This is a genomic window from Streptomyces sp. NPDC052301 (assembly GCF_044593395.1).
Lineage (GTDB): Bacteria > Actinomycetota > Actinomycetes > Streptomycetales > Streptomycetaceae > Streptomyces.
On record NZ_JBIUBE010000012.1, the window covers coordinates 214,162 to 238,303 of the forward strand.

Sequence of the window (24,142 nt, forward strand, 5' to 3'; positions counted from 1 at the left end):
CGCCTGCCCGGAGGCACACCGATGCGACAGTTCACCGCCGTCGTCAACCCGACCGCGGGCGGCTCCACCGCGGCGGCCACGCTGCTCCAGGTGGCGCGCCTGCTCCGGGAGGCCGGGGCAGGCCTGGAGACCGAGTACAGCCAGAGCCTCGCCCACGCCCAGGACATCGCCCGCGCCGCCGGCGAGCGCGGCCGCATCGTCCTGGCCGTCGGCGGCGACGGCATCGCCGGCGGCATCGGCGGCGCGCTCAGCGGCACCGGAACCGTCCTCGGCCTCGTGCCCGCCGGACGCGGCAACGACTTCGCCCGCGCCCTGCACCTGCCCGCCGACCCCGCCGCGCTGGCCGGCGTCCTGCTGCACGCCGAGCCCCGACCCGTCGACACCATAGAGGTGGAGTCGGCGTTCCACCGGAGCACCGTGGTCCTGGGCAGTGTGTACGCAGGGGTCGACGCCCTCGCCAACCGGCACGCCAACCACGCCCGTCTGCTGCGCGGCGCCGCCTCCTACTACGCGGGCGGCCTGCGCGCCGTGACCACCTGGCGGGCGGCCGACTACCGGGTCACGGTCGACGGCGAGGAACACACCCACCGCGGCTACACCGTCGTCGCGGCCAACTCCCCCTACTACGGCTCGGGCCGTCTCATCGCCCCGGACGCCCGGGTCGACGACGGGCTGCTGGACGTCGTGATGATCCGCGAGGCACCCCGCCGGCTGTTCTTCGCCCTCATGAACGAACTGAAGACGGGCGCGCACGTGCGCCGTCCGGAAGTACGCGTCCTGCGGGGCCGTGAACTGCGCATCGAGGCCGACCGGCCCGTGCCCTACGGCGCCGACGGCGAGGTCGAGACCACCCTGCCGGTGACGGTGCGGGTCCGCCCCGGCGACCTGTCGGTGCTGTACTGACCCGGCGTGTGTGCGGCGCAGAAGTGGTGAACCGGCGCGGATCGCCGGCAGTTTGTGTGACCGGGGGCCCGCGAGGTGCAGCACCGCCCGGCCATGGGTAAGGGAGGGGAACCCGGCTGAGCGTGCCGGGGGAGGGGCGGTCGGACATGGTGCTGGACGCTGCCGAGGGCGTGGTGCAGGCGGTCGTCCTGTACGACGGGCGGCTGCTGCTGGTGGCGCAGGACGGCGGCTGGACACTGCCGTCGGGGACCCCCCAGCCGGCCGAGACGGCGGAGGCCACCGCGGCACGTGTCGTCTACGAACTCACCGGATACCTCGTCGACGGCACCGAGGAACTGGGGCGGCAGGGTGCGGCCCGGGAGAGCGGGGCGTCGGCGGTGGTGTGCCAACTCCTCAGCGAGTCCCCCTCCGACGGTGGCCGTCTCACCCCGGATCAGCTGCGCTGGGCGTCGCCGGCGGAGGTCGGCGACGCGGCACTGCCGGAAGCGGTGCTCGCGTATCTGCGGGGGCACACGCCCGTGTGAGACGTCAGCCCTCCGCCGGGTCGGGCGTCTCCTTCAGGAACCGCTCCCGGTCGACGACGACCCGGTCGATCTCGCCCGTCGCGACCAGCCGGCCCGCGCCGTCGACCGCCCGCACGGGGAAGGTGAGCCGCCGGCCCGCGACGGTGGACGGAGGTCCGGCGGTCACGTCCACCTGGCCGCCCACCCGCGTGGCCTGCAGGTGCTGGACGCGGATCCCGGTGCCGACAGTGGTCCGGCCCGGTTCGGTGAAGGGGGCCGCGGCCCGTACGGTCGCCGCTTCCAGCCATGCGATCAGCCGCGGGGTGGCGAGCACGGGCACGTCACCACTGCCCACCCGCTCCGCGGTGTCGGCTTCGGTCACCTCGTGGCGCATGCCCTCACCCTATCGTTCAGCGTGTACCTGCCGATCGGGCGACCGGGCCGAGCAGGCAGGTCAGGCAGGTGGCGCAGCGCGCCGTCGAGAGGCACGCCAGGGCAGACGAACCCGGCCGGACGCCGGACGGCACCGCGGTGCGGACCGCCCTGTGGCGGGCGACGCACGTCCAGGTCGACACGCCGCCGCACGTGCTCGAGGACGGGACCCGCCTGCGGCTCGCGGCCCCCGACGAAGGCCGGCACCGGCGCCCGGACATGGACCCGCACGCCACCCGGGGATTCCGAGTGCTCGACATCCCGGTGGACCCGCTCCAGGCGGGCGGGCGCGGTGGCGATCCCCAGAAGGTCCGGCACGGTCACCGGTCGTGCCCCAGCCGGGTGAGGTGGAAGGCGACCGAGGCCGCCACGACACCGCTGCCGATGATCAAGATTTCGTCCGTCGTCATGAGCGTCCCCCGCCATGCCGTTCCGGGCCGACGCGAGCGTATTGAGGCCCGGGTCAACGGGGTCGTCCGCCTCCGGGACATGAGACTCCGAGAACGGCCCTTGTCGTCACCCGTGTGCTCCGTTTGCGGGGCGGTGGACGCCGGGGTTCAGTGATTACTGACCCCTCGCGTCCAGGAGCTGTCATGTCGATGTCGTTCGGTGCTCCGTTCGGTTCGTCGGATCCGTTCAGTGAGCTGTTCAACCGGTTCTTCGGGATGTCACCGGCGTCGTCGCCGCCCGCGGTGCAGCGCGTGCCCATCGGACGGCTGCTGACCGAATCGTCGACGCAACTGCTCGCCCTGGCCGCACAGCGGGCGGTCGAGGACGGCACCTCCGACCTCGACACCGAGCACCTGCTCTGGGCGGCCACGAAGGTGGAGCCCTCGCGCAGGCTGCTGCTGCAGGTGGGCGTGGATCCCGACTCGCTCGCGGTGGAGATCGCCAAGGTCCTGCCGCGCGAGTCCCGCGAGCCCTCCGCACAGCCGGGCCTCACCCCCGCGGCCAAGCGCACGCTCGGCGCCGCCTACGCCCAGTCGCAGGCGGCCGGTGTGTCCTACATCGGTCCCGAGCACATCCTCGGCGCACTGCTGGGCGACAGCGAGAACAGTGCCGCGCGGCTGCTGCGGGCCGAGGGGATGGACACCGAGAAACTGGCGGGCGTGGCGGAACAGGCCGCCCGCAGCGAGGGGTCGTCCGCCGAGCGGAAAAAGCCGTCCACCACGCTGGACGAGTTCGGCCGGGACCTGACCGAAGAGGCCAGGGCCGGCAGGCTCGACCCGGTGGTGGGACGGTCCGAGGAGATCGAGCAGACCGTCGAGATCCTGTCCCGGCGTTCCAAGAACAACCCCGTGCTCATCGGCGAACCCGGCGTCGGCAAGACCGCGATCGTGGAGGGGCTGGCGCAGCGCATCGTTGCCGGGGAGGTCCCGCACACGCTGAAGGACAAGCGGGTCGTGAGCCTCGACCTGTCGGGGATGGTGGCGGGCGCGCAGTACCGGGGCCAGTTCGAGGAGCGGCTGAAGAAGGTCATCGAGGACGTGCAGACGGTCGGCGGCGACATCATCCTGTTCATCGACGAACTGCACACGGTGGTCGGCGCCGGCGCGACGGGCGAGGGCTCTATGGACGCGGGCAACATGCTCAAGCCCGCACTCGCCCGCGGTGAGCTCCACGTGGTGGGCGCCACGACCATCGACGAGTACCGCAAGTACGTGGAGAAGGACGCCGCCCTGGAACGCCGGTTCCAGCCGGTGCTGGTCCCGGAGCCCACCGTCGAGGAGACCGTGCAGATCCTCGAGGGGCTGCGCGACTCCTACGAGGCACACCACCAGGTCCGCTTCGACGACGCCGCGCTGGCCGCCGCCGCGGAGATGTCCGACCGCTACATCACCGACCGGTTCCTGCCCGACAAGGCCATCGACGTGATGGACCAGGCCGGTGCCCGGGTGCGCCTGCGCAGCGCGGGCCGTTCCACCGAGGTCGTCAGCCGTGAGGACCGTATCGCCAAGCTGCGCCGGGAGCTCGAACAGGCCGTGTCCGCCGAGGACTTCGAGAAGGCCTCGGAGCTGAAGCGGCAGATCGCCGAGGAGGAGGGCGAACTCGCCGGGATCGAGGAGCGCCGGGAGGGCGTCGTCTCGGTCACGGCCGCCGACATCGCGGACGTCGTCTCCCGCCGGACCGGGATCCCGGTCTCGCAGCTCACCGCGAGCGAGAAGGAGAAGCTCCTCCGGCTCGAGGAGGAGATGCACGCGAGGATCGTCGGCCAGGACGAGGCCGTGACAGCGGTCTCCCAGGCCGTACGGCGCAACCGGGCGGGGATGGGTGACCCGAACCGGCCCGTGGGGTCCTTCCTCTTCCTCGGCCCCACCGGCGTCGGCAAGACCGAACTCGCCAAGACCCTCGCCGCCCTGCTGTTCGGCGAGGAGGACCGCATGATCCGCTTCGACATGAGCGAGTTCCAGGAGAAGCACACCGTCGCCCGCCTGGTCGGCGCCCCTCCCGGATACGTCGGCTACGAGGAAGCGGGTCAGCTGACCGAGAAGGTGCGCCGACAGCCGTACAGCGTGGTGCTGTTCGACGAGGTGGAGAAGGCGCACCCCGACGTCTTCAACACGCTGCTGCAGATCCTCGACGACGGGCGGCTGACCGACGCCCAGGGCCGTACGGTCGACTTCCGGCACTGCGTCGTCATCATGACGTCCAACATCGGCGCCCACCGCATCCTCGACCACCAGGGCGATGTGTCCGAGCTGAAGGACGAGTTGATGGACGACCTGCGGGGCCGGTTCCTGCCGGAGTTCCTCAACCGCATCGACGACATCATCATCTTCCACGCTCTGACCGAGGACGACCTCGGGCGGATCGTGGACCACCTGCTCGACCGGAGCAAGCACCGGGTGCACGCCCAGGGGCTGCACCTCGAGGTCACCGAGGCCGCGAAGAAGCTGCTCATCGCGCACGGCCACCAGCCGGAGTTCGGCGCCCGTCCGCTGCGCCGCACGATCCAGGCGGAACTCGACAACCGCATCGCCACCCTCCTGCTCGGCGGCGAGGCCGAGCCCGGGGACACGATCGTCGCCGACGTGCAGCACGACTCCCTGCACTGCTCGGTACGCAAGGGCGCCGCGGACACCGGCCGGGCCGGCGTTTCACCCTGACGCCGCGCAGACATGCCCGTCCCGGGCATGGCGGATATCGTGGCCGTGACAAGGAGGTGTCCATGTCCTCGAAGCGACGCCGGAAGAAGAAGTCCCGCCGCAAGCACGCCGCGAACCACGGGCGTCGGCCGCAGTGCTGATGCCGAAGGGGGCCCGGAAGGGCCCCCTTCGACGTTGCCGTGGAGGAAGTCGTCACGCCGGGGCGGCCGTGGCGGGCGATCGTGCAGAGGGTGAGGTGTGGCGCCGCACCAGGCCCCTGCGGTCGTCGGCGCGGGTGCCGAGGGCACCGGCGGCGAGGCCGACGAGGAGGGCCGTCCGGCACGGAGTCGCCCAGGGACCCGTGCAGGCCACAGCCGACGCGGCCGGTTACTCGAAGGCGGCCGTGCTGAAGCGGCTGGGTTCGAAGGAACGGATCCAGGCTGCCGTGGTCGCCCGTGCCGAGGAACACACCGCGGGGGTCGTGGCCGCGGCCGAGGGGCTGCCGGTCGGGCCGCGGCGCTGCGCTGCTCGGTGCGCTCGTCGAGCTGATCCAGGAGTGGCCCGGCGCGGGTGCGCTGATCATGGGTGCTTTCTGGCTCACCCGTGAGCCGGAGACCATGGAGCGGCTCCCGGGAGCCCAGCACACGCTGCTGAAGGCGTTCGATCCGCGGATCTGGACCGACGAGGAACGGCGTGCACGGGTGGTGCGCGCGATCGGCTCTGTGACCGCCACGATGAGGGCGAACCGCGACGCCCAGTGGATCTCGGGGAACGACGTCGTGGTCGCCGCGGGACTCGGCGCCCTCGGCCACGCCCCGGCCGCCGGCACACCGGCTGCGGACGCCGGCCAGCCGCACCGGAGCCGCACAGAGACCCGTGGTCGCAGCGGCCGTGTCGAGCCCCTGGGTCCGAGCTCATAGGGGCACCCGGGGCTTGAGGCGGCACGGCAGGGTACCCGGTTGGCATGGCGAAGCTGCATCTTCCAGGGCGAGACCACCACCGACAGGACGCCGAGGCGGCCCCGGCACCGCGGACACCCGCGCCGGACGAGGTCGGCCCCGACCAGGAGGTCGAGCGGGCGGCGCCCGACACCCCCACGAAGCTGCCCAAGCGGGCATGGGGCGCGGTGCTCAAGGGCTCCCTGCGCGAGTTCCAGGACGACGAGCTGACCGACCGGGCCGCGGCGCTGACCTACTACGGGGTGCTGGCCCTGTTCCCGGCCCTGCTGGTGCTGGTCTCCCTGCTGGCGATCGGGGGCAGGTCGGTCACCGACCGGGTGCTGGCCAACCTCAAGAACCTCGCGCCCGGCCCCGCGCGCGACATCATCACCCGGGCGGTCGAGCAGCTGCAGAACGGCGCCGGCACCGGCTCGGTCGTGGCCGTGATCGGCCTCGTGCTCGCCGTGTGGTCGGCGTCCGGGTACGTGGCCGCCTTCATCCGCGCCGCCAACGCCGTCTACGACATGCCGGAGGGCCGTCCGGTGTGGAAGATCCTGCCGGTGCGGGTCGGGGTGACGGTCGTGCTGATGGTGCTCGCCGTGGCCAGCGCGCTCATCGTCGTCTTCACCGGGGGCCTGGCCCGCCGTGCCGGGCAGGCGCTGGGCATGGGCGACACGGCCCTGACGGTGTGGTCGATCGCGAAGTGGCCCGTCCTGGTCCTGCTGGTCACCGTGATGATCGCCATCCTGTACTGGGCGACACCGAACGCCAAGGTCAAGGGCTTCAGGTGGATCACCCCCGGCAGTGTCCTCGCCCTCCTGATCTGGATGATCGCCTCGGCCGCCTTCGCGGTGTACGTCGCGAACTTCGCCTCCTACAACAAGACGTACGGCGCGATGGCCGGCGTCATCGTCTTCCTGATCTGGCTGTGGATCAGCAACCTGGCGATCCTGCTGGGCCTGGAGTTCGACGCGGAGACCGTACGGCAGCGGGCCATCGCCGGCGGCCATCCCCCCACGGCCGAGCCGTACACCCGGCCGCGTGACACCACGAAGTGGGACGAGGAGGACCTACGGCGGCTGGACGACGTCTGACGTTCGTCAGGCCGGGTGGCTGCGGCGGGGCTCGATCAGCCCGGTCTCGTAGGCGAGGATGGTCGCCTGGACCCGGTCACGCAGTCCGAGTTTGGACAACAGGGCGTTGACATGGCTCTTGACGGTCCCTGTCGTCACGCCGAGTTCCGCTCCGATCTCGGCGTTGGTCAGCCCGGAGGCGATCTTCAGCAGCACTTCGTGTTCCCGCAGCGTGAGCCGGCCGAGTTCGCCGGCGGCCGCGGGCGGCGTCGGGGCGCTCCGGGCGAAGGTGTCGATGAGACGGCGGGTCACGGCGGGGGCGAGGATGCCGTCGCCGGCGGCGACCACGCGAATGGCCGACAGCAGTTCCTCGGGCCGGGCGTCCTTCAGCAGGAACCCGGACGCTCCGGCGCGCAGCGCCTCGTACACGTACTCGTCCAGGTCGAAGGTGGTGAGCACCAGCACCCGCGGTCCGCGCTCCTGAGCCGTGACCAGCCGGGTCGCGGTGAGCCCGTCCATGCCGGGCATCCGGATGTCCATCAGGACGACGTCGGCTCCCTCACCGGACGCGAGCGACACCGCCGTGGCTCCGTCGCCGGCCTCGGCCACCACGGTCAGATCGGGTTCGGCGTCCACGATGGCGGCGAACCCGGCGCGGACCACGGCCTGGTCGTCGACGACGATCACGCGTACGGCGACGGGGAAACCTCCTGAACCGGGGCCGGAACGGGCCCGACCGGCAACGACACCAGTAGCCTACCGGCTGGTTCGCACACGATCCGTCCCTCGCCCGCGGCGACCTGCACCCGCAGGCGTTCGGCGACCGGGCCCGCGATCGCGAGCCGGACACCCGTCACCGTCAGGAGCAGGGTGGCGCGCCGCCGCCGCAGGGTCACCCGGGCCGGGCCGTGGTCGCCCGCGCCGAGCGCCGCCTCCACGATCCGGTACACCGAGACCTGCACCGCCGACGGCACGTCCCGGGCCGCCTCGGGCAGGCCCCGCAACTGCACCTCACGGCCGTTCGTGCCCCACGCCCGGCACAGCGCGTCGAGGTCGGCAGCCGTCGGTGAGGGGGTGAGCCGGCCGACGGAGTCCTCGCCGTCACCGAGACCGTGCAGCATGTCCCGCATGGCGGCGAGGGCCGCCCGGGCGGCCCCGGCCACGTCCGCCGTCTCGCCCCGCCGTGCCGCGTCCACGAGCGACGCGGTGTGCCGCAGGACGGCGTCCCGCAAGGTGCCCGCCAGCCGCACCCGTTCGGCCTCGGCGGCCCGGTCCGCGTGCCACAGCGAGGTGGCCAACGCGAAGTCGTCGTTGGCGAGCGCGCGCAGCCGGCGCCGCCGTACGACGAGACCGGCGCCCCAGACGGTGGCGAACAAGGGAGCCAGCAGGACGGACAGCAGGAGGGCGAGGAAGACGCTCTCGCCCCGGCCGATCGCCTCGCCCGCGACCGACCCGTCGGCGCACGACATGACCGTCACCGAACAGCCCACCCCGAGTGCCGCCGCGGCCGTCGCGGGCCAGGTGCGCGCGGGCCCCTGCCCGAAGGCGGCGACCGCGTAGACGGCGAGCGTCTCCACGAGCACTCCGCCGGTGAGGAACTGCGCCACCTGGGACGGCAGCGGTACGGCGACGACGGCCGCCGAACCGAGCCACGTCGTGCCCAGCACGGCGAGGAGAACGGCCCACGGGGCACGCCTGCGCCACAGCAGGGGCAGCGCGTGCAGGGCCAGCAGCACCGTGACCACCAGCAGGCCGGGCACCGCGGCGTGCCGCGCCCGAGCCGACCAGTCCTCCATGATCGCCAGGGTGAAGGAGACCGGCAGGATCATGCCGGTGAAGGCCAGCGCGGGATCCGTGAACCGTTGTTCCCGCAGCACGTCACGCCGCCACGCCTGATCCGTCGGCGGCTGCTGCACCACGCCGTCGGGCAGGGTCGCGCGGACCCGCCAGCCACCGTCGCCCGTCGGACCGGCGGTCAGCTCACCCCCGACTGAGGCGGCGCGTTCCCGCATCCCGGACACCCCGCGCCCCGCACCGAGGCCCTTCGCACCAGGCTGCGCGGCCGTGCGCGACGGGCCGTTCTCCACCGTCAGCCGGAGCAGGCCGTCCTCCCGCCGGACCACCACGCGGGCCGTGGCACCGGGCGCGTACCGCAGGACGTTCGTGAGGGCTTCACGGACGATGCCGTGGACGGCCTCGGCGGCCGGTCCGGCCAGATCGCCGGGGATCCACGTCTCGACCGGAGGGCCCAACCGGCCGAATCCGGCGACCAGTTCCTCGATCCGGCCGCTCATCGGCCGCCGGTCCGTCAGGCCGGCGTCCGCGTCGCGCAGCAGACCGACGAGCCGTTGCAGCGTGGTGAGGGTCTCGGTGCCGGTCCGTTCGGCGAACGACAGCGCCTCGGCGGCCAGGTCGGGCCTGCTGTCCTCGAGCCGGCGCGCGGCATCGACGGTGACGACGACCGAGGTGAGATGATGGGCACTGACATCATGCAGTTCGCGGGCGAGCCGACGGCGCTCCTGGTCGCCCGCCAGCCGGCGCGCGTGCTCCGCCCCGGCCAGCCGCCGGGCCGCGGTCAGCCGGCCCGCGCGCCAGTGACGCCGCGCCTCACCGAGCCCCGCGCACAGGACGTACACGCCGAGCGACAGCCCCAACTGCGACAGCAACGAGACCCGCAGCCCCTCCTGTACGGCGGCGATGACCCACTCGACACCCACCACGGCGGCGACGGCCCGCACCGTCACGGGCACCGGGCAGTGGACGGCGACGGAGTACAGAGCGATCGACGGGCCGATGCCGAGCCAGCCGTCCGGCCAGGCGACCGTGCCCAGGACGAGCGTGCCCAGCGTCCAGGCCAACGCCCGGACCGGGGCGTCCCTGCGCCGCCCCAGCGCGACCGTCTCCACGGCCAGGGCGCACACGACGCCGGCCGCACCCATCAGGCCGGGTGGGTCGTCCGAGCCCGCCCCGGACCACAGCAGGGCACCTTGCGTGGCCGCAAGCAGCAGCGGCAGGCACCAGTTGCGTATCGTCTCCATCGCCGACGAGCGTAAGGGGCGGCTCGGGTGCCGGCGCCCGACCTGAGGACGAGGTGCGTCCCCAACCAGAGACAGAGGCGCCGGGGGCGCCCCGACCCGGGGCAGAGGTCCCGGTCGTGCCGCGAGACGATGTCAGGACCCGGTCGGCTCGGCCAGGCTGACGGCATGACACATCCGTCGCCGTGCGCACCACTGCCTCACCACCGCCTGGCTCGCCTCTCGCCGCGCTACCGATGGTGGCGCCCGCTGGTCGGGACCCTGGTCTTCGTCGTGCTGTACGTGGCAGCCACAGGTCTGCTCGACGCGGTGACCTCGGCACTGGGCACCCGAAGGGGATACCCGAAGAACCCCGACGGCTCGGTGGACTTCGGCCCCGTGTCCGGCACCGCCCTCGACCTGCTCTTCATCGCGGTGGCGATACCCGTGGTCCTGCTGGTCGTGCGCTGGATCGGGCGCCGCCCGGCAGGCTCGGTCTCCTCCGTGACCGGACGGCTCAGATGGCGCTGGCTGGCGCTGTGCCTGCTGACGGCGGCGCCGGTCTTCGCCCTGATGTCCGGCGCCGGGTTCCTGCTGCCCGATGGCGCCGACCAGGGCGACCGCTGGGCGGGGTGGGCGGTCTTCGGGCCGGCGCTGGCGATGCTCGTCGTGCTGGTCCCGCTGCAGACGGCCGCCGAGGAGTACGTCTTCCGGGGCTGGCTGACCCAGACGTTCGGCGCCTACCTGCGCTCCCCGTGGTGCGCGTTCCTGCCGCAGGCCGTCCTGTTCGCCGCCGCCCACGGCTGGGGCACGCCCTGGGGCTTCGCCGACCTTGTGGTGTTCGGCGCGGCGGGGGGCTGGCTGACCTGGCGGACGGGCGGCCTCGAGGCGTCCGTCGCCCTGCACGCAGTCACCAACCTGTTCGCCTTCGGCATCTCGGCCGCCGTCGTCGGCGGGCTCGACACCGACGACACCGCGGCCGACGCGGCCTGGCAGCTGGTCGCCCTCGACGTGGTGAGCATCGCCCTGTACACGGCGGCGGTGGCGTGGCTGCTGCGCCGCCGCACCCTGGACCGCACGGCCCCGGCACCGCCGCAGCCCACGCCCGCTGTGCCGCCCTCCGGGTACGGGCTGCTCCCAGGAGCTCCGGTGCCCCCGCCGTGGCCGGAGCAGGGCGCACCCTTCCCGCCGGGCCGGCCGGGCGGTTCCGGGCGGGGCTGAGCGCCGGGGCACCCCGATGCGCCGCCCCGCTCGATCCGGCGCGTCCCGGCACTCTGTGGCTGACGTGGTCCGGCAGCCCGGGCGAGCCGGTCGGGGCACCGGCTCACCGGCGGACGGTGGTGAAGTCGACGGGCCGGGGCCTGAGCAGGCGGGTGCGTTCCGTGAGCGCTCGCAGCCTCCGGGACATCTCCTCGGCGGCCAGACGTCGGCGGTCGCCGTGACCCGGCAGGACCCACTCGAAGCGCAGCCGCCCGGCCGTCCGGGCCAGGGAGGCGGCCAGCTCTTCGACGGAGTACCAGGTCACGCTCTCCGCGACCTCCAGATCGCCGGTCGTGCGCGACCGGTAGAAGCTGTCGCCGCTGAAGCAGTACCGGTCGTCCGCCAGGTAGAGCACGCTGCCCCGGGTGTGGCCGGGCAGCGGGTGGGCGGTGACCCCCTCGTCGATCTAGGTGGCCTCGAGCCCCCGGATCACCCGGTCCGCGTCCGGCGCCGCGTCGAGGTCGCCCTCGTGGATCCACAGCCGGGCGCCGAAGTGGTCCGCGTAGCGGCGGCCGTGCGCGGCATGGTCGCGATGGGTGACGAGTACATCGGTGACGGGACCCCGGGCGGTGTACCGCTCGGCGAGCGTGGGGCTCCAGCGCGGTGTGTCGATCATCATCGCCGTACCGGACGCCCGCAGCAGCAGACAGGAGTTTGCTCCCGTGGTGTGCCGGGAGTTGGGTCCGCAGATCAGCACGCCGTCGTCCAGGGCCATCGGGAAGGGGTCCAGCGCCTGGTCCGGCTGCCCGGACACCGGACGGATCGAGCGGGTGGGGCAGACGAACACGGCGGCGTGTGGGCGCCGCGTCTTTGCCTCGTCGCTCGGCGGTCGCAGGATCCGGGGCCTTCCTCGCGACTCGCCGATCAGTCCGGGTGCGAACTGTCGGGCGACGTCGCAGTTGGTGCAGCGGTCGTCGACGTACCAGTCGGTGATGGCAGCGCTCCCTCCCGTGAGGGCGCCCCCGGCAGGGTCGCCGTTCTCCAGGCATATCCCATGCGCAGTCGAAGTCGTAGCGGAGGCCGTGTCGATCGGGTGTCCCGCGCTCGGCGCTGCTCTCAGGGGCCGGTGAGTCGATGCGTGTTCTGTGACATTCCCGGCTCGGCGTCACTCGGAGTGACGGTAAGACATGAGATCCATAACGATCTCGGCTCGGCCCTTGTTTGCGGAGTGATCCGTTCTAGCCTCCGGCCATGCCATTTCTTTCAAGCCGCCGCAGAAGAACACGCGTCGCCCCGGAACTCGACGACCAGGACCTGGGCCGGCTCTTGAAGACTCTCTTGGCGACCACCAGGACCGGGACCATCGCCACCACCGACCTGTGCGTGGCGCAGATATCCCGTCTCCTGGACCAGGACCCGGGCGACTGGGACCGCCGTGGGCACCGCATCGGTGTCGTGGCGGAGTACCTCGCCGGGTCCCATCTGCCGCGCTCCTGGGCCACGCGTGAGCCGCGCAATGCGAGCGCGCTGCTGTTGCACGCCTGGTCACAGGTCGCGCAGGCGCGCACCGAGGGACGGTTGGAGGACGCCGCCGGTGCCGCCCAGTGCTGTCTGAAGGCGGCCGACCTCACGCCGGAGGACCCCACCCCGTGGGTCGCCCTGCTGGAGGTGGCGCGCCTGGACCACTGGGAGCAGCCGCGCGTGTTCGGCGTCTGGAACGAGGTGCTCGCCCGCGACCGCTGGAACCGTGAGGCCTACCTGAGCATGCTCTCCTATCTCACCCCGGAGGAGGCGGGCTCGCGCATCCAGGTCCTGGAGTTCGTGGACGCGCTGTGCGCGCGCATGCCCGCCAACGCGCCGTGCGCGGCCGTCGAACTCACCGCACAGGTCTTCCAGTACCACTCCATCCTCGGCCGCGGCGGCTTCGAGGCGCTGGTGGCCCGCAACCACTGGTCGCGGCCGATGGCGGCCCAGGCCCTCGACCGCGTGGCGCACACCTGGGGGCAGCCGGGCTTCCTGCGTCACGCCAAGGCGCTCGCCGACCTCAACCTCCTCGCCTACGCGCTGATGGCCGCCGACCGGCGCAGCGAGGCGCGGCCGGTGTTCGAGGCGATCGGCGGCGTGGCCACCGCGTGGCCCTGGCAGGTCGGCGGTGAGCCGCTGAGCGAGTTCGAACAGGCGCAGCGGAAGGCGACCGGCCTGTGAGTTCCCTACTCGTCCGCGCCCGCGTCCTCGGCGGCGGTGGGGCGAGTCTCGTCGCCGCCTGCCGCGGGGGCATCGGAGGCGGGGGAGGCCGTGTAGAAGACGGACGTGCCCTGCTTGGTGCGCTGTGCACTGTTCCTGGCCACCAGGTTTTCCAGGGTGGTGCGTACGACCTTGACCTGGATCCCGCGGTCCGGGTGGGCCCGGCCGAGAGCATCGGCGACTTCGGCGGCGGAGCGGGGTTCGTTCTGCCCGGTCAGGTGCAGGCGGACGAGGTCGATGAGGGTGGGCTGAGCCGTGGTGCCCACGGCTGCCCTGCTCACCGCCGTCTTGTCCGCCGCCGTCCTGCTCGCGGCCTTCCTGCTCCCCGTCCTCTTGCTCACCGCCTTCTCGGCCGTGGGCTTTCCCGCGGCCCGCTTCCTGCGCTCGGTTCCTCCGGCGGGGGCCGGGACACCGGCCGTGGCCGCGACTCCGAGGGCCTGCTGCATGCCCACCAGAATGCTGTGATCGTGCTGCAGGGTCGCCAACTGTTCCTTCAGCTCCGTGATCTCGCCTGTGACGCGTTGCTGTTCCTTCACGTTGTGCTCGAGGTCGTCGGCCACCTGGCTGACGTACTGCGAGGTCAACTCGGTGACTGGTGCGCTGACTTCAGTCATCCATCTCTCCGTTCCGCGACCGGGTGCGCCATTCCTCTTCGAGAATGCTGAACACGAGGGAGTCCCGCCAGCCGTCCCGGATCAACTGGGTGTGACGCAGGTGCCCTTCACAGGTCATGCCCAGCTTGGTCAGCACCCGTGACGAACCCGTATTCCGCGGGTCACAGGTGGCACGGATCCGGTGGAGCGCCAACGCGCAGAATCCACGGGCCAGAAGCTCCCGCCCGATCCACGTCGCGATGCCCTGCCCCCAGAGGCGCGGATGCACGACGTAGGCGATCTCGCCCTGGCGGTCGCGGGTACTGCGCACCCACAGTTCGCCCATGCCCACGACGTCCTGCCCGCGGACGGCCGCGAAGGCGTGCCGGTGGCGCGGGTGGTCGGACCAGGCCTTGGCCGCCGTAGCGACGAAGTCCCGCGTCTGCTCCCGGGTGTTCGGTCCCCACGGCTGGAACCGGCAGGCCTCGGCGAGCCCCGCCCACGCGTGCACGGCCGGCCAGTCCTCCGCGGCGATCCTGCGCAGTGTCACCGGGCTCCGACTCATCGGGCGATCATGCCCCGGATACGAGGGCCCGAACCGGGGGAGAGCACTTCGGGCGTCTCCGGTCCCCGGGCCGGTGGCACTCACAGAGCGTGCCGAAGCGGTCACGAAAAGGATTTGCCCCCGCGGATGCACTTACCGGGCGGTTGGGGGCACCCGGAGGACAGGAGCATTGATATCCGCAGGAGGCACACCATGATCGCCCTCGGCATCATTCTGCTCGTGGTCGGATTCATCACGGGCATATCCATCCTCTGGACCATCGGCATCATCCTGCTCGTGGTCGGAGCCGTTCTCTGGCTGCTGGGTTCCATGGGACACGCCGTCGCAGGCCGTCGGCACTACTGGTGACCTCGCTGTCGTACGGCCCGCCTGCACCGATGTCGCCCGGCCCCCGCTCCCGTCGCACGCCGACGGGAGCGGAGCGAACGAGTGGACCCCGCACGGGGCCCACTCACCTCACGATTCCCCTCACCTCACGAAGCGTGAGGCTCCCAGATTGACCAGGTGCCCCACCATCTCGACCTCCACGCCGTCCGGCGTGGACCGGGCCGAGGTGAAGCCGACGTTCTCCGGAAGGCTCACCCGCCAGCTGGCCGCGGCCTGTTGGCTTCCGGGGACGGTCAGGGAGATCTCGTCGCCCTGGGCGAGGAACGTGCCCGTGCCGTTCACCCGGGTCCCGGCGACCGGGCCGGTGATCTCGACACGGGCGGCCTGACCCTGCGACCCCGGGGCCTGCGACACCTTGACGGGGCCCCCGGTGCCCGCCAGGCGCGACAGCACGCCGGACAGCTGGTCGTAGGTCAGGAACAGCGAGCCGGTGGCCAGGTCCGCCTCGGCGTTGCGGGCGGTCAGCGAGGTCACGTGCACGTGCTGCAGGTCGAGGGAGAGCTTCTCGACGGTCAGGTAGCCGCCCTGGGCGTTGCTCGTGGTGTCCACGGTGAACTTCCCGGCCGACAGCTTGACGTCGTCGAAGTCCTGCGCGAACGCCTGGGTGAGGAAGGGGAAGCCCTCGATCGACACGTCCAGGTGTCCGTCGGTGGTGTTGCCGTAGTCGTACTTCTCCCTCGCGAGCTGCGTGACCTCCTTGTCCGCGTAGTGCACGGCGACACGGTCGGCGACCGTGAAGAGCACGGCCAGCACCACCACCGTGATGGCCAGCACCTTGACCCAGCGACGTCTCATTACCGGTATCCCCGTTCCCCTGAATTGATCATGTGCACGACCGGCGTGCGAGCCTTGATCATGCACGCTCGGAGCGTCGGGGGAAAAGTTCGGGCCGTGCGGGCTGCCCGGCCGGCCGTTGTCACCAGCCCGTGAACAGCAGGTGGTTGAGGAGGAGGGCGAGCACGGCCTGCGCGGCGAGCCAGGCGCGGGGGCGGGGGAGCAGGGCACAGGCCGGGAGCAGCCACAGGGCGAACGGGAGCCAGATGCGTTCGGTCTCCGCCTTGCTCATACCGGACAGGTCGGCGATCAGCAGGGCGAGCAGGGCCGTGAGGACCAGGACCGCGAGGCGGGCGGACGCGGCGGCGGGACCCGGGTCGGAAACGCCGCGGAGCCGGATCGGGTTCCCTGCCGTGCCGCGTGGCCGGACCAGCTCCGCCGCCGTGCGTCCCAGGCCCGCCGCCGTGGCCGGGCCGGTGATGAGCACGGTGCAGGCGAGGTTGGCCCACACCCAGTAGCCGTAGGGGCGGATACCGCCCACTCCCTGGTCGTAGCGGACGACCAGGAGGCGGTACGCGTGCCACCAGTCGAAGCCGGCGAGCGTGAACAGCGCAGGGAGCACGGCCAGCCCGGCGAACAGGGGCAGCAGCAGCGTGGGGCGGGCTCTGGGTCCCTGCCCGCCGAGCACGAGGACCGCCGCGCCGATCAGGGCGAAGAGCGTGAGGCCGTAGGAGAGATAGCAGGTCAGACCGAACAGCAGGCCCGAGGCCGCCGCCCAGCACCAGGAGCCCCGCGTGACGGCCAGCGCGAGCAGGGCCACGGACCAGGCGGCGACGGCCGCGAAGTAGCCGTCGGCCGACGTGCCCTGCCACACCGCGGCCGGAGCCAGGACCACGAAGGGGGCGGCCCGCCGGGCGAGGCTCTCGCCGGCCAGCGCACGGACCGCGATCAGGACCGCCACGCAGCCCGTCGCGCCGACGGTGATGCACCACATCCCGGCCCAGCCGCCGCCGCGCAGCCCGATCCGGTCGAGCAGGACGAAGGTCAGGGTGGCGGCCGGGGGATGGCCGGCGATGTGGGCGGGCCAGGGGGCGGGCGTGCCGCTGACGATGTGGTGGGTGAAGTCCCGCAGGGTGGCCGGGATGTCGTGGAAGCGGTCGATGACCCGGAGGTACTCGTTGCGGGTGGTCAGCCTGCCCGCGATGCCCCGGTGCCAGCCGTCGATCAGCGCGAGGGAGAGGATCCACGCCAGCGCGGCCGCCCAGGCGGCCGGGAGCAGCGCCCGCCAGGGGAGGCGGGCCGCGACGGCGGGACCGTACGCCACGGTGGCCGCCGCCACCGCCAGGGCCGCCGGGGTGCCGGGGCCGACGTGCGGATCCCACTCGGCCAGCACCGGTGGCCAGTGCACGAACAGCGTGTGGCGGGTGTCCTGGATGTGGCGGCCGACGAGGACGGCCACCGTCACGAGGAGGGCGGCGGCGCCGACGGCGACGAGGTCGCGGCGGAGGGATCGGGTCACAGCGGAACGCTAGGCCGACGGGGCCGCGTCAGGCCGAAGTCCGGGCCGGACGTCAGCGTTTCGTCATGGGTCGGGCACCGATTTCCGGGCCGCGCGCGCCCTACGGTCGGGGCATGCGCGACCATTCCCGGCTCCCCACGTCACCCGGCTTCTGGCGCAGCCCGCTGCGCGGCCCCTGGCTCACCTCGGTGCTCGGCCTCGTCCTCCTCGTCGGCATCACCGTGCTCTTCGTGACCGGTCTGGTGTCGTACGCCGCCTACAACCCGGGCCTGTCCCCGGTGAACGACAAGACTCCGGACAAGGGCCTGCTCGGCTTCTACCTGTTCGCCTGGCCGACCCACCCGGTGTGGCTGTACCGGTTCACCCAGGGCGTGCACGTCACCCTCGGCATCACCCTGGTCCCCGTCCTGCTCGCCAAGCTGTGGTCGGTGGTGCCGAAGCTGTTCGTCCTGCCACCGGCCCGCTCGGTCACCCGTGCGCTGGAGCGGATCTCGCTGCTGCTGCTGGTCGGCGGCGGGTTGTTCGAGTTCACGACCGGGGTGCTCAACGTCCAGCTGGACTACGTCTTCCCGGGCTCCTTCTACCCGCTGCACTTCTACGGGGCATGGGTGTTCTTCGCCGCGTTCGTGGCCCACGCCGCGCTGAAGACGCCGGCGGCCCTGCGCACCGTACGGCGGCGCCGGCAGGAACACACCGCCCGGGAACCCGACCTCCTCATCTCCCCGCGGCCCGACCCGCCGACCGTCTCCCGGAGGGGCGCGCTGGGCCTGGTCGGCGGCGGCTCGCTGCTGCTGTTCCTGACCACCATCGGGCAGAGCCTGGGCGGCCCCTTCCGCCGTACCGCCCTGCTCGCGCCGCACGGGACGGCCGATCCCGGCCGCGGCCCGAACGGCTTCCAGATCAACAAGACCGCCGCCTACGCCGGGATCACCCCGGCCGACACCCACGAGGACGCCTGGCGGCTCGTCGTGACCGGCCGCACCGGCACCGTCCGGCTCGGCCGCGCCGAACTGCTCCGCCTCCCGCTGCACAGCGCGTCGTTGCCGATCGCCTGCGTGGAGGGCTGGTCGACCGCCGACCAGTGGTGGCGGGGGGTGCGGCTGCGGGACCTCGCCGCGCTCGTCGGGTACGACGGTGATCCGCCGGACGTGTTCGTGGAGTCCCTGCAACGGCACGGCGCCTTCCGGCACGCGGCCCTGCGCGCCAACCAGGTGGCCGACCCGCGCTCCCTGCTCGCCCTCTACGTCAACGGCGAGCCCCTGTCCCCCGACCACGGCCACCCGGCGCGGGTCGTCGTGCCCGCGGCCCCCGGTGTGCTCAACACCAAGTGGGTGGCCCGGCTGACCTTCGGAGAGTTGTGATGAAGCGTCGCGTCCCGGCCGGCAGTCCCTTCCCACTGCTGCTGTTCATCTGCTCGTTCGCCCTCGCCGACTACGCCGGCGTCCGGTTGTCGGCCGGTGACTGGTCCGGTGTGGCGCTGTGGATCGTGGGTGCCGCCCTGCTGCACGACCTCGTCCTGCTGCCGCTGTACGCGGTGGCGGACCGGGCGGTCGTGCGCGGTCTCGGGGCGGCCGGCCGGCGCACCTGGACGCCGTACGCGAGGGTGCCGGCCGCCCTGTCCGGACTGCTCCTGCTGGTCTGGTTCCCGCTGATCAGTGGCATGGTGGACCGGCGCTACCGGGCGGCCACCGGACTGTCCCCGGACGGCTTCCTCGCGCGCTGGCTGCTGATCACCGCCGCCCTCTTCGGCGGTTCGGCGCTCCTGCTCGCGGTCCGGGTGCGCAGGGCCACGAAGCGCCGGTCGCCGGCCGTCCACTGACCGGCCGGACGCCACCCGGCCCGGCACGCGAGCCGCAGCAGGGCCGGGGTGCCGATCCGCGCCCACGGGAACGGGTCGGCCGGCGCGGCCCGGTGGTGGGCGACGTCGACGACCTGCACCAGGGTGCGTTCCTCGATGTCGACGGGCGCCGTCTCGGCGAGCAACAGGCCGCCGGGGCGCAGGAGCCGGGCGGTGCGCCGGAGCAGGGCCCGGGGGTCCCCGCCGATCCCGACGTTGCCGTCCATGAGCAGCACCGTGCCCCAGCGGCCCTCGCCGGGCAGCGGCTCGAACACGGAGCGGCACAGCGCCGGGCAGCCGAGCCGTGCCGTCTGCTCGACGGCGGCCTCGCTGACGTCGATGCCGAGCGCCGTACGGCCCCGGGCGGCGAGTTCCGCCACCAGCCGTCCGGGCCCGCAGCCGACGTCCAGGACGGCGCCCTCGCACCGGTCCAGCACCGCCCGGTCGACGGCGTCGGCCCGTGCGCACCAACGCTCCACCTCCAGCGGCAGCAGCCAGCCGTCGCTGCGGCGCAGGAACAGCGGGCCCCGGCCGGTCCGCAGCGCGGCGGAGTAGGGGTCGGCGGCGGCCCACGCCGGGCGGGCGGCAGGCGCGGTGCTCATCGCGGGCTGACCGGCGCACAGCGCGCCAGCCGGGCCGCGAACCGGCCGTGCGGGGCCAGCGCGGCGACGGCATGGGCGTCGGCGGCCGTGTCCACGTCCCGCAGCCGGGGCAGATCGCGCACCCGCAGCCCGGCGGACACCAGCCGCTGCCGCTGCACGGCCCCCGTCACCGGCGTCGACATGGGCACGCCCCGCAGCAGCGCCGGGTCGGGCGCGGCCAGACCCAGGGCCCAGAAGCCGCCGTCCTGCGCCGGACCCAGGTACGCGTCGCAGTCCGCGAAGTCCACGGTGAGCAGCCCCGGCGTCACCTGCGGGGTGTCCATACCGATGAGCAGCGCGGGCCCGGAGCAGTGCGCGAAGGCGTCCGCGAGCCGCTCGTCCAGCCCGCCCGCGCACTGCGGCAGCACCTCGAAGCCGGGCGGCAGCCAGGGGCCGACGGCACCGTCGAGGACGAGGACGCGGCGGGACGCGGGGCTGGCCGCCACGGCGTGCAGGGTGTCGGCGAGCGCCGCCGCCGCCAGCTGCGCGGCCTGCTCCGGGCTGAACGGCGGGGTGAGCCGCGTCTTGACCCGTCCCGGGCGCGGCTCCTTGGCGATGACGAGGAGTGTGGTCACCGTACGGCCCTCCCGGCTGCCCGGACCTCGACGGCCGGCGGTTCGGCCAGGACGCGGCGCATGTCCCGCACCGCCTGCCAGGTGCCGCGCCAGGTGCCGGTCACCTTGGACGCACCGGTGCGCGGCAGATACGGCACGTCGTGCTCGGTGACGCGCCAGCCGGCGTCGGCGGCGCGGACCACCATCTGCAGCGGGTAGCCGCTGCGCCGGTCGGTGAGACCGAGCGCGAGCAGCGGCTCGCGGCGGGCGGCGCGCAGCGGACCGAGGTCGTGCAGACGCAGCCCGGTGCGCCGGCGCAGCATCCGCGCGAGCGCGAGATTGCCGGCCCGGGCGTGCGCGGGCCAGGCGCCCCGGCCCTGCGGGCGGCGCCGGCCGAGCACCAGGTCGGCCTCGCCCGCGCGGACCTCGGCGGCGAACGGCACGAGGAGCGCGGGGTCGAGGGAGGCGTCGCAGTCGCAGAAGCACACCACGGCGCCGGTGGCCGCGGCCAGCCCGGCGTGGCAGGCGGCGCCGAAGCCGCGCCGCGGCTCGTGCACCACGGTCGCGCCCAGGGCACGCGCCACCTCGGAGGAGCCGTCGGTGGAACCGTTGTCGACGACGATGGCGCGCCAGCCGGCCGGGATCCGGGCGAGTACCCAGGGCAGGGCCTCGGCCTCGTTCAGGCAGGGCAGCACCACGTCGACGTCCGATGAAGGGGTCGTCACGGGTTTCACCCTACGAACGCGAATCAGACATAACGGACTGGTGGTCCTTACGAAACGCGGACGCCGTACACACCGGGACGCAGACTGCCGGCGCCCGGTGCGAGGCTGGAGGCATGCAACCGCCCTACGAGCCCCAGCGGGCCGAAGCCGCCGACACGGCGGCCCGGGTCCTGGTCGTCGACGACGACCCGACCGTCGCCGAGGTCGTCGCCGGCTACCTGGACCGAGCCGGATACCTGGTCGACCGCGCCGAGGACGGCCCGACGGCCCTGACCCGCGCCGCCGCGCACCGGCCCGACCTGGTGGTCCTGGACCTGATGCTGCCCGGCATGGACGGCCTGGAGGTGTGCCGGCGGATGCGGGACCGGGGTCCGGTGCCGGTCATCATGCTCACCGCCCGCGGCGACGAGGACGACCGCATCCTGGGTCTGGAGGTCGGCGCCGACGACTACGTCACCAAGCCCTTCAGCCCCCGCGAGCTCGTCCTGCGCGTCGAGTCGGTGCTGCGCCGCAGCCGCCCAGCCACCGGCGGCCACCGGCTGGCGGCGGCCGGACTGGCGATCGACCCCGACGCCCGCAGGGCGACCAAGGACGGCGGTGAACTCGCCCTCACTCTGAGGGAGTTCGACCTGCTCGCCTTCTTCCTGCGGCACCCGGGACGCGCGTACAGCCGCGAGGACCTGATGCGCGAGGTGTGGGGCTGGGACTTCGGTGATCTGTCGACCGTCACCGTGCACGTCCGCCGGCTGCGCGGCAAGGTGGAGGACGACCCGGCGCGGCCCCGTCTGATCCAGACGGTGTGGGGCGTCGGCTACCGCTTCGAGCCCGGTACGGCGGTGAGCTGACCGTGCGGGACACCCTCCTCATCGCCCTGTACGCCTTCGCCGGCGCCGCCGCCACCGGCCTCGTAGGAGCCGGTGCGCTGCGCCTGATCCGGCGCCGTTCGCTCACCGCCTCGCTCGCCGTGGTGGCGGCGGTCGGCGTGGTCGCCATGCTGGCCGGCACGCTCGCCGTCGCGTGGGCGATGTTCCTGTCCCCGCACGACCTGAGCGTCGTCACCACGGTCGTCGCCATGGCGGCCGTGGTCTCCCTGGTCACCGCGCTGCTGCTGGGCCGCTGGGTGGTCGCGCGCAGCCGGGAACTCGCCGACGCCGCCCGGTCGTTCGGCGACGGCGGGGCCTTCGCGGCGCCGCACCAGCCGGCCACCGCCGAACTCGAGGCGCTCAGCCGTCAGTTGGCCGCGACCAGTGCCAAGCTCGCCGCGTCGCGGGAGCGGGAGCGGGCGCTGGAGACCTCCAGGCGGGAACTGGTCGCCTGGATCTCGCACGACCTGCGCACCCCGCTGGCCGGGCTCCGGGCGATGTCCGAGGCGCTGGAGGACGGGGTGGCCGCCGACCCCGACCGCTACCTCAAGCAGATCCGCACCGAGGTGGAACGGCTCAACGACATGGTCGGCGATCTCTTCGAGCTCTCCCGCATCCACGCGGGCACCCTGCCCCTGAGCCCGTCCCGGATCTCCCTGTACGACCTGATCGGCGACGCCCTCGCGGGAGCCGACCCGCTGGCCCGGGAACACGGGGTGCGGCTCGTCGGCGACCGTGTCGAGCCGGTGCCGGTGGAGGTGGACGGCAAGGAGATGAGCCGCGTGCTGGGCAACCTCCTGGTCAACGCCATCCGCCGCACCCCGCCCGACGGCACGGTCGCGGTCGCCGCGGAGCGGACCGACGAGGGCGTGGTGCTGTCCGTCAGCGACGGCTGCGGCGGCATCCCCGAGGAGGACCTCGCGCGCGTCTTCGACACCGGCTGGAGAGGCACCGACGCCCGCACGCCCCCGGCGGGAGCGGGCCTGGGCCTCGCCATCGTCCGGGGCATCGTGGAGGCCCACCGGGGCCGGGCCGAGGTCCGCAACATCCCGGGCGGCTGCCGCTTCGAGGTCACCCTGCCGGCGGCACCCTAGCCGCGCTCACGCGCCCCGCAGGCCGGCCCGGGCGAACTCCCGCATGCCCTCGGCGAAGCCGACCCGCGGCTTCCAGCCCAGCTCGGCCCGCAGCCGGGACGAGTCGGCGGTGATGTGCCGTACGTCCCCCAGCCGGTACTCCCCGGTGACCACGGGCTCCGGGCCGCCGCAGGCGTCGGCCAGCGCCCGCGCCATCTCGCCGACGGTCCGGGGCTCACCGCTGCCGGTGTTGTACGCGGTGAGGGCACCCGGCGCCGCCTCGGCCTCCAGGGCCGCCACGTTGGCCGCCGCCACGTCCCCGACGTGCACGAAGTCCCGCCGCTGCCGCCCGTCCTCGAACACGCGCGGTGCCTCGCCCCGGGCGAGCGCCGAGCGGAAGAAGGAGGCGACCCCGGCGTACGGGGTGTCCTTGGGCATCCCGGGCCCGTACACGTTGTGGTAGCGCAGCGACACCGCCGCCCCGCCCGTACAACGGGCCCAGGCGGCGGCCAGGTGTTCCTGGGCGAGCTTGGTCGTGGCGTACACGTTGCGGGGGTCGGCCGGCGCGTCCTCACCGACCAGTCCGGGCGAGAGCTGCTCCCCGCACTCCGGGCAGCGCGGTTCGAACCGTCCCGCGTCCAGGTCGGCCACGGCCCGCGGGCCCGGGCGTACGACACCGTGACGCGGGCACGTGTACCGGCCCTCGCCGTAGACCACCATCGAGCCGGCCAGCACCAGGCGCCGTACCCCCGCCTCCGCCAGGGCGGCGAGCAGGACGGCCGTGCCCAGGTCGTTGCGGGAGACGTACTCCGGCGCATCGGCGACACCGTCGCCGAGCCCCACCATCGCCGCCTGGTGGCAGACGGCATCCACACCGCCCAGCGCCCGTGCGACCGCCTCCGCGTCGCGGACGTCCGCGCGGGGGTCCGCGGCGACGTCGTACACGAGCGGCTCGTGCCCGCTCTCCCGCAGCGCCGTGACGACGTGGGACCCGATGAAACCGGCACCGCCGGTGACCAGTACGCGCATACGGCCACGCTAGACGGGGACGAGCCGTCCGCCACGGGACGCGACGAGCACGTCATCACTCGGTAAGGGGTGGCCGCGCGGTGGCCGCCGGGGGGGGGGGGGGGGGGGGGGGGGGGGGGGGCCGCCCGCGGGGGGGGGGGGCCGGGGGGGGGTGGGGGGGGGGGGGGGCCCGCGCCCGAGCCGCCCCCG

The 24,142-nt window shown here is 73.4% G+C and carries 22 protein-coding genes and 2 pseudogenes; 12 read left to right on the top strand and 12 right to left on the bottom strand.

Annotated elements, in window-relative coordinates; translation table 11 throughout:
- Positions 1-21 precede the first annotated feature (21 nt).
- Both ACIHEJ_RS30105 and ACIHEJ_RS30110 read left to right on the top strand, forming a co-directional pair.
- Complete coding sequence (locus tag ACIHEJ_RS30105; RefSeq protein ID WP_400140230.1) at positions 22-903, top strand: YegS/Rv2252/BmrU family lipid kinase; 882 nt, start codon at positions 22-24, stop codon at positions 901-903.
- Positions 904-1,049: 146 nt separating this feature from the next.
- Positions 1,050-1,427 carry an NUDIX domain-containing protein gene (locus ACIHEJ_RS30110; protein WP_400140231.1) on the top strand — a complete coding sequence of 126 codons (378 nt, stop codon included), beginning with the start codon at positions 1,050-1,052 and terminating at the stop codon, positions 1,425-1,427.
- A 4-nt stretch (positions 1,428-1,431) separates the two neighbouring features.
- Here the strand turns inward: ACIHEJ_RS30110 and ACIHEJ_RS30115 are convergent, their stop codons facing one another.
- Positions 1,432-1,800, bottom strand: coding sequence for a thioesterase family protein (locus ACIHEJ_RS30115; protein WP_400140232.1), 369 nt, complete (start codon positions 1,798-1,800; stop codon positions 1,432-1,434).
- Positions 1,801-1,868: 68 nt separating this feature from the next.
- Between ACIHEJ_RS30115 and ACIHEJ_RS30120 the strand changes: the two are divergent.
- The 4 genes and pseudogenes from ACIHEJ_RS30120 to ACIHEJ_RS30135 form a co-directional block, all read left to right on the top strand.
- A pseudogene (locus ACIHEJ_RS30120) lies at positions 1,869-2,087 on the top strand (SAM-dependent methyltransferase); the annotation flags it as partial.
- 344 nt (positions 2,088-2,431) lie between these two features.
- Entirely contained in the window at positions 2,432-4,945 is a 2,514-nt protein-coding gene (locus ACIHEJ_RS30125; protein ID WP_400140233.1) for an ATP-dependent Clp protease ATP-binding subunit, read from the top strand.
- A gap of 560 nt (positions 4,946-5,505) precedes the next feature.
- Positions 5,506-5,844, top strand: a complete 339-nt coding sequence (locus tag ACIHEJ_RS30130; RefSeq protein ID WP_400140234.1) for a hypothetical protein — start codon at positions 5,506-5,508, stop codon at positions 5,842-5,844.
- Between the two features lie 44 nt (positions 5,845-5,888).
- Entirely contained in the window at positions 5,889-6,956 is a 1,068-nt protein-coding gene (locus ACIHEJ_RS30135) for a YihY/virulence factor BrkB family protein (protein ID WP_400140235.1), read from the top strand.
- Between the two features lie 6 nt (positions 6,957-6,962).
- On the opposite strand, the gene ACIHEJ_RS30140 is transcribed toward ACIHEJ_RS30135, so the two are convergent.
- Complete coding sequence (locus ACIHEJ_RS30140; RefSeq protein WP_400140236.1) at positions 6,963-7,622, bottom strand: response regulator; 660 nt, start codon at positions 7,620-7,622, stop codon at positions 6,963-6,965.
- A complete protein-coding gene (locus ACIHEJ_RS30145) occupies positions 7,619-9,973 on the bottom strand; it encodes a sensor histidine kinase (protein ID WP_400140237.1) in 2,355 nt (784 codons plus the stop codon). The genes ACIHEJ_RS30140 and ACIHEJ_RS30145 overlap by 4 nt, the downstream gene beginning before the upstream one ends.
- A gap of 165 nt (positions 9,974-10,138) precedes the next feature.
- Here ACIHEJ_RS30145 and ACIHEJ_RS30150 point away from each other — a divergent pair, with 165 nt between their 5' ends.
- Positions 10,139-11,170 (top strand): lysostaphin resistance A-like protein, encoded by a 1,032-nt coding sequence (locus tag ACIHEJ_RS30150; RefSeq protein WP_400140238.1) that lies wholly within the window; start codon positions 10,139-10,141, stop codon positions 11,168-11,170.
- 103 nt (positions 11,171-11,273) lie between these two features.
- On the opposite strand, the pseudogene ACIHEJ_RS30155 reads toward ACIHEJ_RS30150, so the two are convergent.
- Positions 11,274-12,143, bottom strand: a pseudogene (locus ACIHEJ_RS30155) (MBL fold metallo-hydrolase).
- A 257-nt stretch (positions 12,144-12,400) separates the two neighbouring features.
- Between ACIHEJ_RS30155 and ACIHEJ_RS30160 the strand changes: the two are divergent.
- Entirely contained in the window at positions 12,401-13,354 is a 954-nt protein-coding gene (locus ACIHEJ_RS30160) for a hypothetical protein (RefSeq protein WP_400140239.1), read from the top strand.
- Between the two features lie 5 nt (positions 13,355-13,359).
- Here the strand turns inward: ACIHEJ_RS30160 and ACIHEJ_RS30165 are convergent, their stop codons facing one another.
- Positions 13,360-14,007, bottom strand: a complete 648-nt coding sequence (locus ACIHEJ_RS30165) for a hypothetical protein (protein WP_400140240.1) — start codon at positions 14,005-14,007, stop codon at positions 13,360-13,362.
- Positions 14,000-14,551, bottom strand: a complete 552-nt coding sequence (locus ACIHEJ_RS30170) for a GNAT family N-acetyltransferase (RefSeq protein WP_400140241.1) — start codon at positions 14,549-14,551, stop codon at positions 14,000-14,002. The genes ACIHEJ_RS30165 and ACIHEJ_RS30170 overlap by 8 nt, the downstream gene beginning before the upstream one ends.
- Positions 14,552-14,743: 192 nt before the next feature.
- Here ACIHEJ_RS30170 and ACIHEJ_RS30175 point away from each other — a divergent pair, with 192 nt between their 5' ends.
- Entirely contained in the window at positions 14,744-14,899 is a 156-nt protein-coding gene (locus tag ACIHEJ_RS30175; protein ID WP_400140242.1) for a DUF6131 family protein, read from the top strand.
- A 120-nt stretch (positions 14,900-15,019) separates the two neighbouring features.
- Here ACIHEJ_RS30175 and ACIHEJ_RS30180 read toward each other — a convergent pair whose 3' ends face one another.
- Both ACIHEJ_RS30180 and ACIHEJ_RS30185 read right to left on the bottom strand, forming a co-directional pair.
- Positions 15,020-15,733: a DUF2993 domain-containing protein gene (locus ACIHEJ_RS30180; protein WP_400140243.1), complete on the bottom strand. Its 714-nt coding sequence runs from the start codon at positions 15,731-15,733 to the stop codon at positions 15,020-15,022.
- A gap of 121 nt (positions 15,734-15,854) precedes the next feature.
- Complete coding sequence (locus ACIHEJ_RS30185) at positions 15,855-17,231, bottom strand: hypothetical protein (RefSeq protein WP_400140244.1); 1,377 nt, start codon at positions 17,229-17,231, stop codon at positions 15,855-15,857.
- Positions 17,232-17,344: 113 nt separating this feature from the next.
- On the opposite strand from ACIHEJ_RS30185, the gene ACIHEJ_RS30190 reads away from it, so the two are divergent.
- Positions 17,345-18,592 (top strand): molybdopterin-dependent oxidoreductase, encoded by a 1,248-nt coding sequence (locus tag ACIHEJ_RS30190; protein WP_400140245.1) that lies wholly within the window; start codon positions 17,345-17,347, stop codon positions 18,590-18,592.
- Positions 18,593-18,905: 313 nt separating this feature from the next.
- Here the strand turns inward: ACIHEJ_RS30190 and ACIHEJ_RS30195 are convergent, their stop codons facing one another.
- From ACIHEJ_RS30195 to ACIHEJ_RS30205, 3 genes are read right to left on the bottom strand one after another with little or no spacing between them, the layout of a single operon-like run.
- Positions 18,906-19,670 carry a class I SAM-dependent methyltransferase gene (locus tag ACIHEJ_RS30195; protein WP_400140246.1) on the bottom strand — a complete coding sequence of 255 codons (765 nt, stop codon included), beginning with the start codon at positions 19,668-19,670 and terminating at the stop codon, positions 18,906-18,908.
- Positions 19,667-20,284: a DUF2064 domain-containing protein gene (locus ACIHEJ_RS30200; RefSeq protein WP_400140247.1), complete on the bottom strand. Its 618-nt coding sequence runs from the start codon at positions 20,282-20,284 to the stop codon at positions 19,667-19,669. The genes ACIHEJ_RS30195 and ACIHEJ_RS30200 overlap by 4 nt, the downstream gene beginning before the upstream one ends.
- Positions 20,281-20,997: a glycosyltransferase family 2 protein gene (locus tag ACIHEJ_RS30205; protein WP_400140248.1), complete on the bottom strand. Its 717-nt coding sequence runs from the start codon at positions 20,995-20,997 to the stop codon at positions 20,281-20,283. Before ACIHEJ_RS30205 ends, ACIHEJ_RS30200 begins: the two co-directional genes overlap by 4 nt.
- Before the next feature lie 104 nt (positions 20,998-21,101).
- On the opposite strand from ACIHEJ_RS30205, the gene ACIHEJ_RS30210 reads away from it, so the two are divergent.
- Both ACIHEJ_RS30210 and ACIHEJ_RS30215 read left to right on the top strand, forming a co-directional pair.
- Positions 21,102-21,833, top strand: a complete 732-nt coding sequence (locus ACIHEJ_RS30210) for a response regulator transcription factor (protein WP_400140249.1) — start codon at positions 21,102-21,104, stop codon at positions 21,831-21,833.
- A gap of 2 nt (positions 21,834-21,835) precedes the next feature.
- The gene (locus ACIHEJ_RS30215; RefSeq protein WP_400140250.1) at positions 21,836-22,945 is read left to right on the top strand and encodes a sensor histidine kinase; all 1,110 of its coding nucleotides are present in this window, start codon (positions 21,836-21,838) and stop codon (positions 22,943-22,945) included.
- Between the two features lie 6 nt (positions 22,946-22,951).
- Here ACIHEJ_RS30215 and ACIHEJ_RS30220 read toward each other — a convergent pair whose 3' ends face one another.
- Positions 22,952-23,953 carry an NAD-dependent epimerase/dehydratase family protein gene (locus ACIHEJ_RS30220; protein ID WP_400140251.1) on the bottom strand — a complete coding sequence of 334 codons (1,002 nt, stop codon included), beginning with the start codon at positions 23,951-23,953 and terminating at the stop codon, positions 22,952-22,954.
- Positions 23,954-24,142: the final 189 nt, after the last annotated feature.

Coding starts and splice junctions, on each gene's coding strand:
- ACIHEJ_RS30105 (WP_400140230.1), top strand. CDS start 22: ATGCGACAGTTCACCGCCGTCGTCAACCCGACCGCGGGCGGCTCCACC.
- ACIHEJ_RS30110 (WP_400140231.1), top strand. CDS start 1,050: ATGGTGCTGGACGCTGCCGAGGGCGTGGTGCAGGCGGTCGTCCTGTAC.
- ACIHEJ_RS30115 (WP_400140232.1), bottom strand. CDS start 1,800: ATGCGCCACGAGGTGACCGAAGCCGACACCGCGGAGCGGGTGGGCAGT.
- ACIHEJ_RS30125 (WP_400140233.1), top strand. CDS start 2,432: ATGTCGATGTCGTTCGGTGCTCCGTTCGGTTCGTCGGATCCGTTCAGT.
- ACIHEJ_RS30130 (WP_400140234.1), top strand. CDS start 5,506: ATGGGTGCTTTCTGGCTCACCCGTGAGCCGGAGACCATGGAGCGGCTC.
- ACIHEJ_RS30135 (WP_400140235.1), top strand. CDS start 5,889: ATGGCGAAGCTGCATCTTCCAGGGCGAGACCACCACCGACAGGACGCC.
- ACIHEJ_RS30145 (WP_400140237.1), bottom strand. CDS start 9,973: ATGGAGACGATACGCAACTGGTGCCTGCCGCTGCTGCTTGCGGCCACG.
- ACIHEJ_RS30150 (WP_400140238.1), top strand. CDS start 10,139: ATGACACATCCGTCGCCGTGCGCACCACTGCCTCACCACCGCCTGGCT.
- ACIHEJ_RS30160 (WP_400140239.1), top strand. CDS start 12,401: ATGCCATTTCTTTCAAGCCGCCGCAGAAGAACACGCGTCGCCCCGGAA.
- ACIHEJ_RS30165 (WP_400140240.1), bottom strand. CDS start 14,007: ATGACTGAAGTCAGCGCACCAGTCACCGAGTTGACCTCGCAGTACGTC.
- ACIHEJ_RS30170 (WP_400140241.1), bottom strand. CDS start 14,551: ATGAGTCGGAGCCCGGTGACACTGCGCAGGATCGCCGCGGAGGACTGG.
- ACIHEJ_RS30175 (WP_400140242.1), top strand. CDS start 14,744: ATGATCGCCCTCGGCATCATTCTGCTCGTGGTCGGATTCATCACGGGC.
- ACIHEJ_RS30180 (WP_400140243.1), bottom strand. CDS start 15,733: ATGAGACGTCGCTGGGTCAAGGTGCTGGCCATCACGGTGGTGGTGCTG.
- ACIHEJ_RS30190 (WP_400140245.1), top strand. CDS start 17,345: ATGCGCGACCATTCCCGGCTCCCCACGTCACCCGGCTTCTGGCGCAGC.
- ACIHEJ_RS30195 (WP_400140246.1), bottom strand. CDS start 19,670: ATGAGCACCGCGCCTGCCGCCCGCCCGGCGTGGGCCGCCGCCGACCCC.
- ACIHEJ_RS30210 (WP_400140249.1), top strand. CDS start 21,102: ATGCAACCGCCCTACGAGCCCCAGCGGGCCGAAGCCGCCGACACGGCG.
- ACIHEJ_RS30220 (WP_400140251.1), bottom strand. CDS start 23,953: ATGCGCGTACTGGTCACCGGCGGTGCCGGTTTCATCGGGTCCCACGTC.